The sequence below is a fragment of the Lactococcus cremoris subsp. cremoris KW2 genome (assembly GCF_000468955.1).
Lineage (GTDB): Bacteria > Bacillota > Bacilli > Lactobacillales > Streptococcaceae > Lactococcus > Lactococcus cremoris.
Genome location: NC_022369.1, coordinates 778,196 through 796,143 on the forward strand (window position 1 = coordinate 778,196; position 17,948 = coordinate 796,143).

At 36.8% G+C, this 17,948-nt stretch carries 14 protein-coding genes and 1 pseudogene; 12 read left to right on the forward strand and 3 right to left on the reverse strand.

Annotated elements, in window-relative coordinates; genetic code table 11:
* Positions 1-100: 100 nt before the first annotated feature.
* The 8 genes and pseudogenes from KW2_RS03830 (at position 101) to KW2_RS03865 (ending at position 8,813) form a co-directional block, all read left to right on the forward strand.
* Complete coding sequence (locus KW2_RS03830; protein WP_021036959.1) at positions 101-463, forward strand: hypothetical protein; 363 nt, start codon at positions 101-103, stop codon at positions 461-463.
* 132 nt (positions 464-595) lie between these two features.
* Positions 596-1,837: pseudogene (locus KW2_RS03835) on the forward strand (NAD(P)/FAD-dependent oxidoreductase); the annotation flags it as partial.
* A gap of 159 nt (positions 1,838-1,996) precedes the next feature.
* The gene (locus tag KW2_RS03840; protein ID WP_021036961.1) at positions 1,997-4,000 is read left to right on the forward strand and encodes an NAD(P)/FAD-dependent oxidoreductase; all 2,004 of its coding nucleotides are present in this window, start codon (positions 1,997-1,999) and stop codon (positions 3,998-4,000) included.
* Positions 4,001-4,114: 114 nt separating this feature from the next.
* Positions 4,115-4,786: an L-serine ammonia-lyase, iron-sulfur-dependent subunit beta gene (sdaAB, locus tag KW2_RS03845; RefSeq protein WP_011675783.1), complete on the forward strand. Its 672-nt coding sequence runs from the start codon at positions 4,115-4,117 to the stop codon at positions 4,784-4,786.
* A 19-nt stretch (positions 4,787-4,805) separates the two neighbouring features.
* Positions 4,806-5,669: an L-serine ammonia-lyase, iron-sulfur-dependent, subunit alpha gene (gene sdaAA, locus KW2_RS03850; protein WP_021036962.1), complete on the forward strand. Its 864-nt coding sequence runs from the start codon at positions 4,806-4,808 to the stop codon at positions 5,667-5,669.
* A gap of 120 nt (positions 5,670-5,789) precedes the next feature.
* Positions 5,790-6,245 (forward strand): CopY/TcrY family copper transport repressor, encoded by a 456-nt coding sequence (locus KW2_RS03855; protein ID WP_011835521.1) that lies wholly within the window; start codon positions 5,790-5,792, stop codon positions 6,243-6,245.
* Between the two features lie 18 nt (positions 6,246-6,263).
* Positions 6,264-6,464 (forward strand): heavy-metal-associated domain-containing protein, encoded by a 201-nt coding sequence (locus tag KW2_RS03860; RefSeq protein WP_011835520.1) that lies wholly within the window; start codon positions 6,264-6,266, stop codon positions 6,462-6,464.
* A 186-nt stretch (positions 6,465-6,650) separates the two neighbouring features.
* Positions 6,651-8,813, forward strand: a complete 2,163-nt coding sequence (locus tag KW2_RS03865; RefSeq protein ID WP_021036963.1) for a heavy metal translocating P-type ATPase — start codon at positions 6,651-6,653, stop codon at positions 8,811-8,813.
* A gap of 65 nt (positions 8,814-8,878) precedes the next feature.
* Here KW2_RS03865 and KW2_RS12075 read toward each other — a convergent pair whose 3' ends face one another.
* The 3 genes from KW2_RS12075 to KW2_RS03875 form a co-directional block, all read right to left on the reverse strand.
* Entirely contained in the window at positions 8,879-9,025 is a 147-nt protein-coding gene (locus KW2_RS12075) for a hypothetical protein (RefSeq protein ID WP_011675788.1), read from the reverse strand.
* A complete protein-coding gene (locus KW2_RS03870; protein ID WP_021036964.1) occupies positions 9,015-11,666 on the reverse strand; it encodes a YfhO family protein in 2,652 nt (883 codons plus the stop codon). Before KW2_RS03870 ends, KW2_RS12075 begins: the two co-directional genes overlap by 11 nt.
* A gap of 70 nt (positions 11,667-11,736) precedes the next feature.
* Complete coding sequence (locus tag KW2_RS03875; protein ID WP_021036965.1) at positions 11,737-12,522, reverse strand: DUF4931 domain-containing protein; 786 nt, start codon at positions 12,520-12,522, stop codon at positions 11,737-11,739.
* A gap of 314 nt (positions 12,523-12,836) precedes the next feature.
* Between KW2_RS03875 and mnmA the strand changes: the two genes are divergently transcribed.
* From mnmA to KW2_RS03895, 4 genes are all read left to right on the forward strand, one after another.
* Positions 12,837-13,967: a tRNA 2-thiouridine(34) synthase MnmA gene (mnmA, locus tag KW2_RS03880; RefSeq protein WP_031286465.1), complete on the forward strand. Its 1,131-nt coding sequence runs from the start codon at positions 12,837-12,839 to the stop codon at positions 13,965-13,967.
* 253 nt (positions 13,968-14,220) lie between these two features.
* Complete coding sequence (gene rpsA / locus KW2_RS03885; RefSeq protein WP_003132594.1) at positions 14,221-15,447, forward strand: 30S ribosomal protein S1; 1,227 nt, start codon at positions 14,221-14,223, stop codon at positions 15,445-15,447.
* A 195-nt stretch (positions 15,448-15,642) separates the two neighbouring features.
* Entirely contained in the window at positions 15,643-17,094 is a 1,452-nt protein-coding gene (locus KW2_RS12240) for an SSURE domain-containing protein (protein WP_021036966.1), read from the forward strand.
* A 118-nt stretch (positions 17,095-17,212) separates the two neighbouring features.
* Positions 17,213-17,881 carry a response regulator transcription factor gene (locus KW2_RS03895; RefSeq protein WP_015082253.1) on the forward strand — a complete coding sequence of 223 codons (669 nt, stop codon included), beginning with the start codon at positions 17,213-17,215 and terminating at the stop codon, positions 17,879-17,881.
* Positions 17,882-17,948: the final 67 nt, after the last annotated feature.

The following is a 17,948-nucleotide window of genomic DNA, read 5'->3' on the forward strand; positions in this document are numbered from 1 at the left end:
GCTTCTTACCAAAGTATTAAATAAATTTTATTTTCATATCATTTTTTTCTAATAAAAAAACTTGGTAAAATAGAACTAAGAAATGGAAAGGAGCCAAACCATGAAAAACATGAACATGGAAATTGCCCAACGAGAACAAACTGACAATCAGCAAATCGCGAAAAATCATAAAATTGAAACTAAGGTCATGAAATTAGTTGTGGACAGTTACTTACAAGGAGCTCAAACTTGTGAAGTACATGACGGAAAAATCCTTGGCGTAAGTATCCATCAGGGAGCCTGCGATAGTATTCATCTTTTCATCAATGACGACCATAAAGTAACCGTTGAAGTGAGTCAAGGCATTAGTCGAATTTCACTGATGAAAAAGAAAAATATTGAAGACATTGATTATATTCTCCCCTTTATGAAATGTTTGGGAGTTTCGGAAGGTCAAGTGATGAAAAATTATCCAATCATCTAAAAAAGAGCCGTAATAAACGGCTTTTTCCTATTTTAAAGTTCAAAAGGTCAATTTATAAACAGAAAAGTGTATATTTATTTCGATAAAAGGTATAATATTTTTGGATTTATTATTAGTAGGAGGCCAAGAGAAATGGCTAAGAAAAAAATAGTTGTTGTAGGTGCTGGATTTGCTGGAGTGTCAGCGACACGCTTACTTGCCAAAAATTTGAAAAATGATGCAGAAATTACTGTCATTGATAAACATGATTTTCAAACTTCCATGACCCAACTTCATGAGGTTGCGGCAAGTCGTGTTGAACCAGATGCGGTTCAATATCAGTTAGAACGGACAATTGGTAAGTTTCACAATGTAAATGTTGTGAAAGATTCACTGGTTGAACTTGATAAGTCTGGCAAAAAGGTTATCACAGAAAAAGGGAGCTATGATTATGATTACCTTGTTGTATCAATGGGAGGCGAGCCTAATGATTTCGGAGTTCCAGGTGTTAAAGAATATGGATTTACCCTTTGGTCACTTGAAGATGCTTTGAAAATTAAAGCACATCTAAAGGAAATGGTGCAAGCCGCAGCCAAAGAGTCGGATTCAGAAAAACGCAAAAAACTGCTCACATTTAGTGTTGCTGGTTCAGGTTTTACCGGAATTGAAATGGCTGGTGAGTTGATTGACTGGCGTAAAAAAGTTTCTAAAAAATACGGTATTCCTGAATCTGAATTTACAATTAATATTGTGGAAATGATGCCAACCATTATGAATATTTTGGATCGTAGCCTAGCTGACAAAGCTCTTACTTATCTTCAAAATAAAAATATTAATGTGCTGGTCAATCACGGGATTACTGCTGTGGCAGAAGATCATATTACTGTAAATGTTGGCGGGCGTGATGAAGAAAAAGTTGTTAAGGAAATTCCAGGAAACACCTTAATTTGGACAACAGGTGTTCAAGGAAATACAGAAGCAGAAGCCTGTCAACTTTCAGAAACAGAACGCGGACATCGTCTCCAAGCGAATGAATACATGGAAGCAATTGGTAATGAAAACCAAGGAATCTATGTCGCAGGTGATGTCTCAGGCTATATCGTTCCAGAAAATGGTCGCCCAACTCCACAAATTGTTGAAGCAGCAGAACAAACTGGAAGTACTGCTGCGAAGAATATTATTGCGGATATTAAAGGTGGAACAAAAACTAAATTCTCAGGAAACTACCGTGGAACTCTTGTTTCAATTGGTTCTGACTATGCCGTTGGAACAGTTGGAAAAACAAAATTGAGTGGTTTCTCAGCAACCTTTATGAAACATATGGTTTATCTTGTTTATACCTTTGAAATTCGTTCAGGACATTACTTCTTTAAATATATTAATGACCAACTTTTCCACAAAGGAGCGATTTAATTAAAATCACTAAAAAAAACAAAACTTTTCTAAAATAATTTTGGAAAAGTTTTTCTTGTGTAACAGTTTACAAATTGCTCTAAAAAGGATATAATAGTGCCTGACGTTATTATTATATTACTAATAGGAGAACCGTTCTAAATGACTAAGAAACAAATCGTAGTCATCGGTGGTGGTGTTGCAGGAGTACATGCGACGCGTGAGCTTTCTAAAAAGCTTAAAGCAGATGCTGACATCACATTGATTGACAAACATAGTTACCACACAACCATGACTCAACTCCACGAAGTTGCAGCTGGTCGTGTTCCATTCACAACTGTACAATATGATTTCCAAAAGCTTTTAGGAAAACGTAAAAATGTTAGTCTTGTGACCGATTCAGTAGTCAGCCTTGACAAAGAAAATAAAAAAGTAATTACAAAACATGGTAGTTACAACTATGACTATGTTATTGTTGCGCTTGGTGGAGAACCAAATGATTTTGGCGTTCCAGGTGTAAAAGAACATGGATTTACTCTTTGGTCACTTGAAGACGCAATGAAAATCAAACGTCACTTGGAAACAATTGTTCAATATGCTTCCACAGAAGTTGACGATGAAAAACGCCGTGCTTTATTGACGATTTCAGTTGCTGGTTCAGGATTTACTGGTATTGAAATGGCCGGTGAATTGATTGACTGGCGTAAAAAAGTTTCAACAGATTGGAAGATTCCTGAAGAAGAAATCACAATCAATGTTGTTGAAATGATGCCAACAATTCTTAATACATTAGACCGTAAACAAGCAGATAAAGCTCATGCTTATCTTGAAAAGAAAAATGTTCACGTTTTGACTAATCATGGAATTGTTGAAGTGGCCAAAGACCATATCAAAGTAAATGTTGGTGGACGTGACGAAGAAAAAGTTGCCAAAGAACTTCCAACACATACATTGATTTGGACAACAGGTGTTCAAGGAAATACAGCTGCAAAAACAGATCTCAACGAAACAGAACGCGGCCATCGTCTTCAAGCAAATGAATACATGGAAGCTGTTGGTTTTGAAGGAAAAGGAATCTATGTAGCTGGTGACGTTTCAGGCTATATCGAACCAGATACTGGTCGTCCAACACCACAAATCGTTGAAGCCGCAGAACAAACTGCACACACAGCAGCAGCAAATATTCTTGCAGACATCAACGGTGGAAGCAAACATAAACACGAAAGTAAATACCAAGGAACAATGGTTTCAATCGGTTCAACTTGGGGAGTTGCTAAAATCGGTAGCATGCGTCTAACTGGTTTCTGGGCAATGTTGATGAAGAATATTGTTTACTTTATCTATACATTACAAATTCGCTCAGCACATTATTTCTGGCGTTATGCCTTGGATGAAGTCTTCCGCGTAAAAGATAATCGTAACTTTATGCGTGGTCATACTTCACGTCAAGGAAATGTACTTTGGGCTGTTCCGCTTCGTATTTTCTACGGTGTCGTTTGGTTTACCGAAGCAATCAAGAAAATTGTGGGTGACGGTCAATACTTCAATCCAACGACTTGGTTTGGTAAAGGTTCATGGTTTACAAATGACCTCAAATTCCCATTCTCATGGTTACAAGAAGCACCAAAAGCAGCAGATGCTGCAGCTGGAGCTTCAACAGCCGCTTCATCAAGCTCTAGTGTTGCAGATGCCGCAGCAGGTGCCTCAGGTGCAGCAACAACAGCCGCTTCAAGTGGTGGTGGAGAAGCCGCACACAAAGCAACTGAATGGGGACTTTCATATGCTTATGGCTCTGACCCAATGACTGTATTTGATAAAGTGCCACATTGGATGGAACCAATCTTTAAGTTCATGATTCCAAACCGTGAAGTTGCCTTGTTCATGCAAAAATTCATGTCTATCGTTGAAATCTTCCTCGCACTTGCACTCATTTTTGGACTTTTCACTTGGATTGCAGCAGCAGCAACAGCCGCTTTGACTGTTATGTTCTCACTTTCAGGAATGTTCTACTGGGTTAACATTTGGTTTATTCCAGTGGCAATTGCTCTCATGAATGGTTCAGGTCGTTCATTTGGTTTAGATAAATGGGTTCAACCTTGGATTCAAAGATGGCTAACCAAGATATGGTATGGTCAATCACGTTCAATTTATAAAGGACGTCAATAGAAAGTAGCTCTTCGGAGCTATTTTTTTTTTGCCTGAAAAAGCTTGAAAATTATGTTATGATATTTGAAGATAAAAGATAGTTTATAAACTATCTCTGTAAGAACTGAGGTTTAAATGGATAATTTAAGATATAAAAGTGTCTTTGACATCATTGGTCCAGTGATGATTGGACCATCAAGTTCACACACGGCTGGTGCGGCTCGCATTGGTAAAATAGTACGTTCTATCTTTGGTGAACTTCCAGAAAAATTAGAGATTCATCTTTATGAATCTTTTGCAAAAACATATAAGGGTCATGGAACGGATGTTGCTCTTGTCGCTGGAGTTTTGGGAATGGATACGGATGATGAACGATTGCCAATGGCTCCGCAACTGGCTTATGAGCAAGGAATGGAAATTTCTTATGTACCACATCCAGAAGAAAGAGCAGACCATCCAAATACCGCACGTTTAATTGCCAAAAAAGGTGACCGGACGATGACGGTGACAGGTATTTCTATTGGTGGTGGAATGATTCAAGTGACAGAACTCAATGGATTTGATATTGCAATTTCGGCTGGCGTACCAACATTTGTTGTCATCCATGAAGACGTCCCCGGAATGATAGCTAGAGTTTCTAGCCTTCTTTCCGAGCATCAAATTAATATTGCTCAAATGAATGTAACCAGAGAAGCCAAAGGCGAAAAAGCCATTATGATTTTAGAAGTTGATACACCAAATGTTAAGGAAGTAATTGGGGAAATGAAACTTATTCCTCGCTTGCATGCTGTCAATTTCTTTAATTAAAAACAGTAGAGGAATAAATATGTTTAAAAATATAGAAGAATTAATTGAGGATTCTAAAAACTATTCTTCAATAACAGAATTAATGATTGCGATTGAAATTGAGCAAACTGGGCGAAATCGTGAACAAATCTGGGAAATGATGGAACATAATCTAGACACGATGCTTGATTCTGTTAAAAAAGGATTGGTTGGGAAAAAATCACTGACAGGTTTGACTGGTGGTGATGCAAAATTAATGGATGACTACATTCAATCAGGGAAAGCTTTGTCAGGAGATATTATTTTAGGAGCTGCGCGTGATGCAGTTGCGGTAAATGAGGTCAATGCCCAAATGGGTCTGATTTGCGCTACTCCAACTGCTGGTTCCGCTGGATGTTTACCGGGGGTCTTAACTTCGGCAATTAAAACATTAGGTTTGACACATGAGCAACAAGTCGAATTTCTATTTGTTGCTGGAGCTTTTGGTCTAGCAATTGCTAATAACGCCACAATCTCGGGTGCCGAGGGGGGATGTCAAGCGGAAGTTGGTTCAGCCTCAGCAATGGCTTCGGCTGCTCTTGTTCTTGCTGCAGGAGGTTCTGCGGAGCAAGCAGGTTATGCAATTGCCATTGTCTTACAAAATATGTTAGGATTGATTTGTGATCCTGTTGCTGGTCTGGTCGAAATTCCCTGTGTTCACCGTAATGCAATGGGCGCTTCACAAGCGATGATATCAGCTGATATGGCTTTGGCCGGAGTCAAAACAGTAATTCCAGTCGATGAAGTTGTGAATACAATGTATAATGTCGGGCGCTCTTTACCAGCAGCTTTTAGAGAAACAGCCGAAGGCGGATTGGCTCAGACAACCACCGGACGTAAGATTATGGAAGAATTATTTGGTTAAGATTAAACTTAAAGATTCGAATATGAGATTCGAACTTTATTTTTTTGAGTTGAATACTTGACTTTTAGTGTTTACACGTGTAAACTTATTTTATGAAAACGAATATGGAAAGGAGAAAAAATGAACGAAATAGAGTTTAATGTTTCAAATGCCGAATTAATCGTTATGCGTGTAATTTGGTCTTTAGGAGAAGCACGAGTTGATGAGATTTATGCCCAGATTCCTCAAGAATTAGAATGGTCTTTAGCCACGGTAAAAACATTGCTTGGCCGTTTAGTAAAAAAAGAAATGCTGAGTACCGAAAAAGAAGGAAGAAAATTTGTTTATCGACCTTTGATGGAAGAATGTACAGCAATTAATTTGATGGCAGATGGACTGATTCAAAAAGTCTGCCAAACAAAACATGTAAATGTTTTACAAGAAATGATTGAAAAATCTACTTTAACTGCACAAGATTTGGAGTTTTTGCAAGAATCGCTTAAAGCTAAAGAAGCGGTTGAGCAAAAGCATTGTAATTGTCTAGAAACCAGTGGTCTTTGCGCCTGCAAACATGAACATGAGCAAATTTCTGCTTAGAAAAGAGAGAATTGAAAAATGAAAGAAACTTTAAAAATTGATGGAATGACTTGTGATCACTGCGTGATGCACGTAACAAATGCTTTAGAATCAGTTGAAGGGGTTGAAAAAGCCAAAGTATCTTTGAAGAAAAAAGAAGCACTTGTAAAATTTGATGCTCCTGCCGATTTGGATCAAATGGCACTTGCTGTTGCGGAAGCTGGTTACAAAGTAATTTAAAAAACACTTCGTTTGTGAATTGAAATTAAATTTGCTAGAATGAAATTGGTAAAGCAAACCCCAAATATTGTTTTACTAAATAATAACAGGTCATCTTCATTCCCCAAATGGAGATGATTTTTTCTTGACTTTTTAAGTTTACAATTGTAAACTATACATATAGATAAAATATGAGAAGAGGAACTAATGAGAAGTCAATCATTTGTAATTACAGGAATGACCTGTGCAAATTGTGTAAATACAGTATCAAAAACTTTGAATCAGTCAGATAAAATTGTTGAAGCGACAGTTAATTTAGCCACGGAAAAAGCTAAAATTGTAGCTGATGATAGCTTAACTGATCAGGAAATTATCAATTTAGTGGAAAAAGCGGGTTATGGTGCCATTGTTAATGACAAGGCTCACCAAGAGAAAATCGCAAGACAGGCGGCAAGAAAAGCGAGAAACTTGTCTTTATCTTTTTGGATTTCTTTAATTTTGACTTTGCCCTTAGTAGTTGCAATGTTTGCTGATATTTTTGGAGTACATGCAAATTGGGTGATGTTTTTACATGAACCGCTCTTACAGTTGATTTTAGCAAGTCCGGTACAATTTATTGTTGGTTGGCGCTTTTATGTCGGAGCTTATCATGCTTTACGTAATAAATCGGCAAATATGGATGTTCTTGTTGCTTTAGGAACATCTGTAGCTTATTTTTCAAGTTTGATTTTGGCTGTTTTTATGGGTCAAAAAAATGCTTTAAATTTTGAATCATCAATGGTGATTATTACTTTAGTGGTCATGGGTAAACTTTTAGAACATAATGCAAAAGAGAAAACAACACAGGCAATTACTGGGTTAATGTCTAGTCGAGCGACTTTTGTTCATACAGAATCTGCTGATTTAGCAATTGAAGAAGTGCAAATGGGACAAGTCATTCGGATTTTGCCAGGGGAAAAGGTTCCTTTGGACGCCATGATTCTTTCTGGGAAAGCTTCGTTCGATGAATCCATTTTGACTGGTGAGTCCCTCCCAGTGGTCAAAATGGATGATGAGATTGTTTTTGAAGGAACGATAAATCTAGATGGCGAAGTCAAAGCCGTTGTTGTCCATGATTTAAATGATTCAACCATCTCTCGCATGGTGGAAATGATGAGCGAGGCTCAGGGTTCTAAGCCAAATATTCAAAAATTGGCTGACAAGATTTCGGGAATTTTTGTCCCAATTGTCCTCGTAATTGCCTTGGTTACTTTTGTTGCAACTTGGGCTGTCAGTGGAATTTTATTGACAGCAATCATGCACGCCGTGGCTGTATTGGTCATTGCCTGCCCTTGTGCCCTTGGTTTAGCAACGCCAACAGCAATCATTTCAGGGACTGGCTTGGCGGCAAAAAATGGTCTATTGATTAAAAATGCTAATGCTTTGGAACTTGCTGGTTTAGTTGACACAATCTTTTTTGACAAAACAGGGACGATTACAACAGGTGAATTTGAATTGACAGACTTTAAATTGCTGACAGAAACTGAAAAAACTACTGACAGAACTGAGCCTATCAAATCAAAAATGTTAACTGATGAATTTAAAATTTTGTCGAGTCTTGAGGCACATTCTAATCATCCTTTGGCCAAGTCGCTCAAATTTTCTGGTGATTTGTATGACTTAACAGATTTATCTGAACTTGCTGGTCGTGGTTTGTCAGCAAAAATTAATGGTCAAGAATATTTTGCAGGAAATGATAAATTGATGACGGAGTTAAATTTATCAGTTCCTGAAACTGAAGATACGGTCATTTATCTAGCGGATAAAGAAAAATTACTGGCAATGGCTATCTTTAGTTCAAGTCTAAAAGAAGATAGTGTGGATACAATTCGTGTCTTGCAAAAACGTGGAATAAAAACGGTGATGTTGACAGGAGATAATGCCAATTCAGCCGCAAAAATACAAGAGCTGATTCATTTAGATGAAATCAAAAGTGGTTTGCGACCTGAAGAAAAAGCTGAAATTGTACAATCAACACCAAATTCAATGATGGTGGGTGATGGAATTAATGATGCCATTGCCCTAGCTTCAGCAACCGTGGGTCTGGCAATGGCAACCGGTTCTGACATTGCTATGGAAGCTGGAGATGTAACGGTGATTAGTGGGCAACTCCATAAAATTTCAACTTTCTTTGAAGTCGCCAAAAAGACGATTTCAAAAATTAAACAAAATTACTTTTGGGCATTTGTTTATAATATTATAGGAATTCCGCTTGCTGCCTTTGGATTACTTAATCCAATGCTTGCCGCCGCAGCAATGAGTTTATCATCAGTTTCAGTTATCTTGAATTCATTACTTTTAACTAAAGCAAAAATAAAAAGAGTTGATTAATCAACGCTTTTTATTTTTAGAATTACTGACAGAAGTGAAAATTTTACTGACAAACCTGTGAGATTCTATTTATTTTTATAGAGGTCTGGGTCAAGTAGGCCTCCTTTTTTGAAATTGACTTCAAAATGTTTTGTTTTTAGAGAATAAGAGACAGGAATGCTTACCGCTACTAGGATTCCAAGAGTAAAGGTTAAAATTGATTTAGCTTTCATTTTGCTGACCTCCAGCTTTTCTATGTTTGTTAGTGAAGTAGTTGTAACCTATAAATAACAAAATTCCTAAGATAAAGCAAATGATTCCTTCTTTTAAGCCATTAGGGAAGAATTTGAGCTCTAGTTGATGTTTTCCAGCGGGAACTGCCACTTTTGTAAAACCATCTTGAGCTTTACTGACAGGGACTTTTTTACCGTCAATTTTAGCTGACCAGCCTTTGTCATAAGGGATAGTAAGGAAAATATCTCCTTTTTCTTTCTCATTATAAGTCATGCGAACACCATTTTTTATGGTTTCCGTTTTAGGGCTACGAGATTTCAAAAGCGCCATTTCTTTTTGATAAGTCTGAGTATCTAGACGCCAAAACGAAGTGGTATCAAAGGTAACTTGTGAATTTTCAGGAAAAGATAAGGTCACTTTGAGTTTCGTTTCTTTAGCAAAACTTCCCAAATTGAAGAAAGAACCAGTGTCATTTGTGCCAATATAACAACTATTAAGGGAACGAGTCATTTTTGGATTAGATACATCAGAGATTGTAATCAAAGTATTTTCAGCATTACTATTTAGATAAGTAATATTTGGTACTGACAGATACAGTTGGCTATTGGCGTCAGCTGTAATGCCGTAAGTGACAGATACATCGGTAGCAGTAGAGGTTTTTGGACGTGTTAGCGTCACTGAACTTCCCACACCAGTAATTTTGTCTGATGTTTCTTCACTTGTAGTGTAAAAGGGAGTAAAGAAGGTAGTCTTTGATTGAGTTAATGCATTAACTAACGCTGTTTGGTTATTGATAAAGTTACTAGCTTTCGCTTTATCAGTGAATTTGGCATCTTTAAACCCACCAGGAACAAAGACACCTAGGCCAATTGCATTTGAGTTCTGGGTCAATGTACTAAGGCCGTTGGAAGCAGGTGAAAAACCAAATTTTGGAGGTTGGGCCTGACTGATATTATACTTGATAGCAAAAATTGAATCCATAAGTATTGTATTTCCAGGATAACGTAAGTTCAAATAGGTGCTGTCAGTATGGAATCCTAACTGACGCATGATTGAACTGGCGTTGCTATTACGGACAGATGAAAATTGGGAAAGTGCATTGAAATTATACTTCATTCCATCATTAGCGGTATCAGGAACAGTATTGTCTGTTCTGGCGAAAGTTGAACCAGAAAGTTCATTTACTTTATTGGCGATGGGTTCTAAAGAATTTACTTGAGTATTATAGTAGTCACGACTTGCAAAATTCCATTCTTTTTGCACGCCTTGAACTTGATAAAGGGCATTGACACCAGCCTCAACGGTCATAAAGATAAAGAGAAGAATGACAAAAAGATGATTTGAAATCCAGTTTCTGATAGAATTAATAGATAAAATCAGATAGGCAAGACCAAACAAAAAGGTTAGCATAACTTGGGAAGTCATCACGTATTTGTAATGGCCAAAGACTAAAGTTGACAGAAAGCCAAGAATTAAAAATAGGCTGATAGTCAAAATATGCCAAGTTTTGATTTCATTCCAGCGAGATAAAGTTTCAAGAGCCATAATTACGATGAGCAAGCTGAATAAAAAGGCATAACGATGTAAAAACATGTTAGGTGAATGCATTCCTTGCCATAATAAATCTAAGGCTTGAAGATAAAAGGAAGCAATTAAAAAACCAATGATTCCTAGAAAAGCGAATTTACTTCGGAGTCGAATACTTTTAGTAAAAAAGAAGATGATAGCCAGTCCTAGTGGCATCAAGCCGACATAAATCATTGGAATGGCATTGAATTGAGTGGTATCATAAGTTCCAACAAAATTTTTGGCGAAAAGATCGAATAGATGCGAGTTTTCAGTAAAAATTCCTGATAAAGTGGATAAGGCATCGGAATTATTAGACTTCAAATCAAGATACATTGGCAATAGCATGATTAAACTAGCGATTCCAGCCAAAGCAGAAGAAACTACAAAATCAAGCACTTTTGTCCAAGACCATTTTTCATAGGTCATCCGCGCCAAGAAATAAAGCACTAAGAAAATGGCGACCATAAAGCCAAAGTAGTAATTCTGGATAAATAAAATCAGTAAACTTACAAAATAGAGCCAACGCTTTCGCTCATCCATTAAGCGGTGAAGTCCCCAAATAATCAAGGGAAGGAGAATGAATACATCAAGCCACATGGTAATTTCAAGTTGCGAAGTTAAAAAGCTCATCAGTGCAAAAGCAGTGCTTATTGATAAAACAGTCAGATTAGAAAGCTTTTGATATATATTTTTGAAACTGACAAATGATGACAGACCAATTAGGCCAAATTTTATGATGGTAAATAAATATAAAGCATCTGGCATTGATTTCACATCAAAGAAAAAAGTGAACGGCATGAGAAAACTTCCCATATAATAAGCCGAAAATGCATAAAGATTAAGACCAAGTCCACTTGTAAAAGTATATAAGAAACCTTGAGAACCACCAGAATGTAAAATATTACGATAGAGAGAATGTATGGCGACATACTGATGATAAGCATCTCCAGCCAAAATTGACCGTGAACTTCCCCAATAAATCCCAGTCATTGCAAGAACGATAACCATTAAGATTAATGGAATAAAAAAACTTGCAAGAAGTGCCCATTTATTTTTCTTGATAAATTTCATAATTCTATTATACCAAAGATACAAAATTCAACCTTATATTAAGTGTATTAAAAAAATACTGATAAAATAATCAGTATTTTTTATTTAATCGAATTCTAAGCTCAGCAGCAATTTCTTCTAATTGTTCAATTCCATTAACTTGTGGGATTTTATAACCAATAAAATAAGGCGAAGTAATAAAGCGTGGAACAATTTTACAAATATATTTATCGTCAAAATGATGGAAGAAGAGATTATAAGAATCACAGCGACCATTCATGTAGTCTGTCATTAAATAAGAAGTCATTTCATGAACGTTGTCAGCAAGTTTTTCAACATTTTTAAGATCAGAAATAATGACATTAAATTCTACAAAACCCATAATTGGCCGAGTAGATAAAGTAACTGTCAGGCCATTTTTCTTGATTTCAACGCCTTCAAAATTTTCTTTTGCAATTTGCGCATAACCGTCAGTTTCTTCCAAGCCAACAACCTGTAAATGAGGATGGCGCAAAGTTCCACCAGAATGAGGTCCGAAATTTTTAAACATCAAAACTGATTGATAATCTCCAGACTGAATCATCTCATCCCAACAGTCAAAAGCAAAGGAAAAAACTTCGCGATTTTCTTCCAGACTGTAAGTAGAAATATCACCCAGATGTTCATCAGATTCAATAATTACGGTCATCATTGAATTTTTTAGAGTTGGAAATTTATTTTTTAACCAAATTTTATGGTCGGAAGTTTTTAATATACCGGTCAGGTGTTCGACATCACAAAAAGGACAAATTTTTTCTTTGGGTACAACAGTTTCATTACGTTTTTTTGTTCCAATAGCTGTATTGAAAACTAAAGGATTTTCACTATGTTTAATCATTAAAATATTATACCACTTTTTTTGACTACTTTTTTTGTCAAAAGTCTAGTTTTTACTTAGGCAATGTGTTATAATATTCCAGTTACCTATTAATGTTCAGCCTTCAACTGTAACATTTACAAAAGTCAGCCTTCAACTGATATTTTGTCTAACTTGAAAAGAAAAAATTTACTGACGAAACGACTAGGATATCTATAAACGCTGAAGCGTCAAGGCCTATTCTAAGATAAAGCTGTCAGTAAGATTTTTGTCATTTCAAAATCAAAATAGAAAGAGATGGTGAAAAATTAATGGATAACACAAATACTCAACTTATGTCTGGTAAAAGTCCAGCTCAAACACGTGTCGTCGTCGGAATGTCCGGTGGTGTAGATAGCTCGGTCACAGCATTGCTTCTTAAAGAACAAGGCTATGATGTCATTGGCGTCTTCATGAAAAACTGGGATGATACTGACGAGAATGGGGTCTGTACGGCCACTGAAGACTACAAAGATGTCGCAGCAGTCGCAGACCAAATCGGTGTTCCCTATTATTCAGTAAACTTTGAAAAAGAATACTGGGACCGTGTTTTTGAATACTTCCTTGCCGAATATCGTGCTGGACGTACCCCTAATCCTGATGTCATGTGTAATAAGGAAATTAAATTTAAAGCTTTCTTAGATTATGCTATGGAACTTGGGGCAGACTATGTCGCAACAGGTCACTATGCACAAGTTCGTACTGATGAAGATGGAACTGTTCATATGCTACGTGGAGCAGACAATAATAAAGACCAAACCTATTTCTTAAGTCAATTGACCCAAGAACAACTCAAAAAAACAATGTTTCCTTTAGGTCATTTGGAAAAACCAGAAGTTCGTCGAATTGCTGAAAAAGCAGGACTTGCGACTGCTAAGAAAAAAGATTCAACAGGAATTTGCTTCATTGGTGAAAAGAATTTCAAAAAGTTCCTTGGAGAATACTTACCAGCACAACCCGGAAAAATGATGACACTTGACGGTGTCGAAATGGGAAACCACGCCGGTTTGATGTACTATACTATCGGTCAACGTGGAGGTCTTGGTATCGGTGGACAACATGGTCAATTAACAAGTGACCCATGGTTTGTTGTTGGTAAAGACTTGACTACCAATACTCTTTATGTTGGACAAGGTTTCCACCATGAACATCTTTATTCAACAAGTCTTGATGCAAGCGATTTGAGCTTTACCAGAGAAATGCCAGAAACTTTTGACCTTCACTGCACAGCGAAATTCCGTTATCGTCAAGAAGACACAGGCGTTACGATTCATGTCAAGGCTGATAAAGTGACTGTTGACTTTGATGAACCTGTTCGCGCAATCACCCCTGGACAAGCCGTTGTTTTCTATGATGGAGAAGAATGCCTTGGTGGAGCAATGATTGACGTAGCTTACAAAGAACAAAAAGTGATGCAATATCAATAAAATACGAACCTGCCAATAAAATGGCAGGTTTTTTTATCATATAAAGTTGCTATTTATTACTTTAAGATTAATAAAAAAGAAAATGTTTTCAAAAGAAAATTTATAATTATTTATAATATTTTTGTACATAATAAAATACTTATAATTTTTTTAATATAAATCAAGAAAAATGCTTTCCCTAAGCGATTTTTTATGGTATAATGTTTTGTAAGGCTGTGTACCAGCCAAATTGTTGGAGGAATTTTTTTTACAAATGAACGAATTTGAAACACTATTAAACAGCGTTGAAGACGTTAAAGTACGTGACGTCGTTAAGGGCGAAATCCTTTCAGTTGAAAACGGGCAAGCAACTGTTGCCATCGTAGGAACTGGTGTCGAAGGTGTCCTTACACTTCGCGAAATTACTAACGATAAAGATGCTGATATCAATACATTCGTTAAACCTGGTGATGTTCTTGATTTGCTTGTAATCAAACAAATCGTCGGTAAAGAAGCTGAAGGTGCTAACGTATATCTCCTTTCATTGAAACGTCTTGAAGCTCGCAAAGCTTGGACTCAATTGGAAGGCAAAGAAGGCGAAATCGTAACAGTTAAAGTTACTAAGGACGTTAAAGGCGGACTTTCAGTAGACTATAACGGTGTTCGTGGATTTATCCCAGCATCTATGATTGATACTTACTTTGTGAAAGACACTAAGAAATTTGTCGGCGAAGAAATTGAAGCTAAAATTATCGAAGTTAACGCTTCTGAAAATCGCTTTATCCTTAGCCGTCGTGCAGTTGTTGAAGCTGAAGCAATCGAAATGCGTAAAGAAGCTTTTGCGCAACTTCAAGAAGGCGACATCGTTGAAGGTACAGTTTCACGCGTAACTAACTTCGGTGCTTTTGTTGACCTTGGTGGTATCGATGGCTTGGTTCACGTTTCTGAACTTTCACACAGCCGTATCAAACGTCCATCAGATGCAGTTAAACCTGGTGACGTTGTTAACGTTAAGATTTTGAAACTCGATCCAGAAGCTGGACGTCTTTCACTTTCACTTAAAGCTACACAACCTGGACCATGGGAACAAGTTGAAGAAAAAGCACCAGTTGGCTCAACTGTTGAAGGAACTGTTAAACGTTTGACAGACTTCGGTGCCTTTGTTGAACTTTATCCAGGTGTTGAAGGACTTGTTCACGTTTCACAAATTTCATGGGAACGTGTTGAAAATCCAAAAGATGTTCTTAAAGTTGGTCAAGTTGTGAACGTAAAAGTTCTTGACGTGAAACCTGCTGAAGAACGTATCTCACTTTCAATCAAAGCGCTTGAAGAAGCTCCTGCTCGTCCAGCTCGTAACAACGACAACGACGGTGAAAAACGTGACCGCAAACCACGCGCACCACGTAAAGCAGCTAAACCTTCATACGATTTGCCTGAAACACAAGAAGGCTTCTCACTTGCTGATTTCCTTGGTGAAGACTTCGATATTAACGATTTGTAAGAAAAATTCAAAAATATCCTCTAAAAGACCCGTTGGGTCTTTTTTTGTATAGAAAACTAAGAAACAATTAAATTGCAAAGTTTGATAATTTATAAATTTTATGGGAAATTCACAGAAACCTAACATAAAAACTAGTAGTTCTCCTGTTAAATTTTTTTTATAATAAGGATGTAAAAAATAAAGGAGAACTACAATATGAAAATAAAAAATTCATTTCGAACATGGAAATCTGGCAAAACTTGGTTGTATTCATCTTTAATCTTGGGTGGTTTACTGCTAAGTTCAGGCTTATCTATTAACCCAGCAAAAGTATCAGCTGAAACAATGGGAACCAAAAGTAGTCAAATGACCTCGGCAACTGATATTACAATGGGACTGCAAGCAAACCTCAAAGCGACAACAACCATATCAGCAGCACAAGTGGCAAACGCTCAAGCACCTGGTCCGTTCACAGCAGGAGTTAATCAAGTGATTCCTTTTGAAGCTTTTGGGGGAGACGGGATGCTAACACGTCTGTTACTTAATTCTTCAAATAATGCGGCTTGGTCTGACAATGGAACAGCTAAAAATCCAGCACTTCCTCCAATTTCAGGTCTTGAATCAGGAAAATACTTTTACGAAGTTGACTTAGCAGGTACAAATGGAGCGACAGGTCAAAATCTTCTTGATTTATTACGAGCTAATGGAAGCAAAAATTATGAAGCGACCGTAAAAGTTTATGCTGCAGACTCTTCGGGAAAGGCAGATACTAGCAAAGTAGTTGCTACTAAAATGATTCAGGTGGATTTGACTGGATTGACGGATAACATTAAGAACACCACAACGGTATCAGCAGCAAAATTAGCAAACGCGCAAGCACCTGGTCCGTTCACCGCGGGAGTTAATCAAGTGATTCCTTTTGAAGCTTTTGGAGGAGATGGAATGTTAACGCGTCTGTTACTTAACTCTTCAAATAATGCAGCTTGGTCAGACAATGGGACAGCTAAAAATCCAGCACTTCCTCCAATTTCAGGTCTTGAATCAGGAAAATACTTTTACGAAGTGGACTTAGGAGGTACAAACGGAGCGACAGGTCAAAATCTACTTGATTTATTGCGAGCTAATGGCAGCAAAAATTATGAAGCGACTGTAAAAATTTATGCTGCAGACTCTTCGGGAAAGGCAGATACTAGCAAAGTAGTTGCTACTAAGATGATTCAGGTTAACTTGACTAAGGAACAAAATACGGTTGCTAGTCAAGAGGTCTATCGTTTATACAATAAAATGAGCGGAGAACATCTTTATACAACAAGTGCCTATGAATACAATACTCTTACAATGACAAATAGTAGTTGGTCAGGCGAAAAAGTAGCATGGAAAGCACCAAAAACTGGTAATAATGTTTATCAAGTTTATAATCCAAATTCTGGAGAACATCTTTATACAGAATCATCATTTGAAGTAAATAGTTTAGTAAAACAGAATGGTTGGAAATCAGAAGGAGTGGCCTTTCATTCGGATTCAAACAGCGGAACACCGGTTTATCGTCTCTACAATCCTAATTCAAAACTCGGTGCTCACTTCTTGACAATGAGTTCATATGAACGAGATAGCCTGGTCAAAGCTGGTTGGAAATCAGAAGGAATTGCTTTTTATGCGATAAAATAATAAACTCAAGCTATTGATGAAAGACTTAAAAATTACTTTTTAAGTCTTTTAGATTATGAAAATCCTTTAGAATTTCAGAAGATTGAACCTTTTTAATGTTTTTTGCTATACTATGAGTATGAAACGACAAATACTAATTATTGAAGATGAAGAAAGTATTTCAAATTTATTGGAAACTGAGCTTTCGTTTGAAGGATATAATGTTTTCTCGGCAGCAGATGGAATGTCTGGGCTAAAAATTTTTGAAGAAAAACAAGAATACTTAGATGTAGTTTTGCTTGACTGGATGATTCCTAAACTTGACGGCTTAGAAGTCTTACGGCGAATGAAAAAAATGACTAATAAAGTTCCAGTCATTTTCGTAACTGCCCGTGACTATGTAGGGGATAAGGTTGCTGGTCTAGATGCTGGAGCAGATGATTATTTAACAAAACCTTTCAATATTGAGGAACTCATGGCCCGTTTACGTGTAATTTTTAGAAAAAATACTCAACCGGCTATTTATTCCTACGGAACGGTTTCTCTTAATCCTGGTGAACATACAGTTGAATATCAGGGAAAAGCAACAAGTTTAACTCAAAGAGAGTTTGCTTTACTCCTTTTCTTATTTGAACATCAAGGAGAAATCATCTCGAGAGATGACATATTAGAGGAAGTTTGGGGAATGAATTTTGGAGGTCAGCTAAACACTGTTGACACCTATGTCAGATATTTGCGAAAAAAATTAGATAAAAATATGATAGAAACAATAAGAGGTCTAGGATATCGGCTTAATAAAGATAAATAGAGAAAATAAAAAGAAGAAAATTTATACGAATGAACAGCTGATTCGTAGGATTTTTCAACGAATTTTT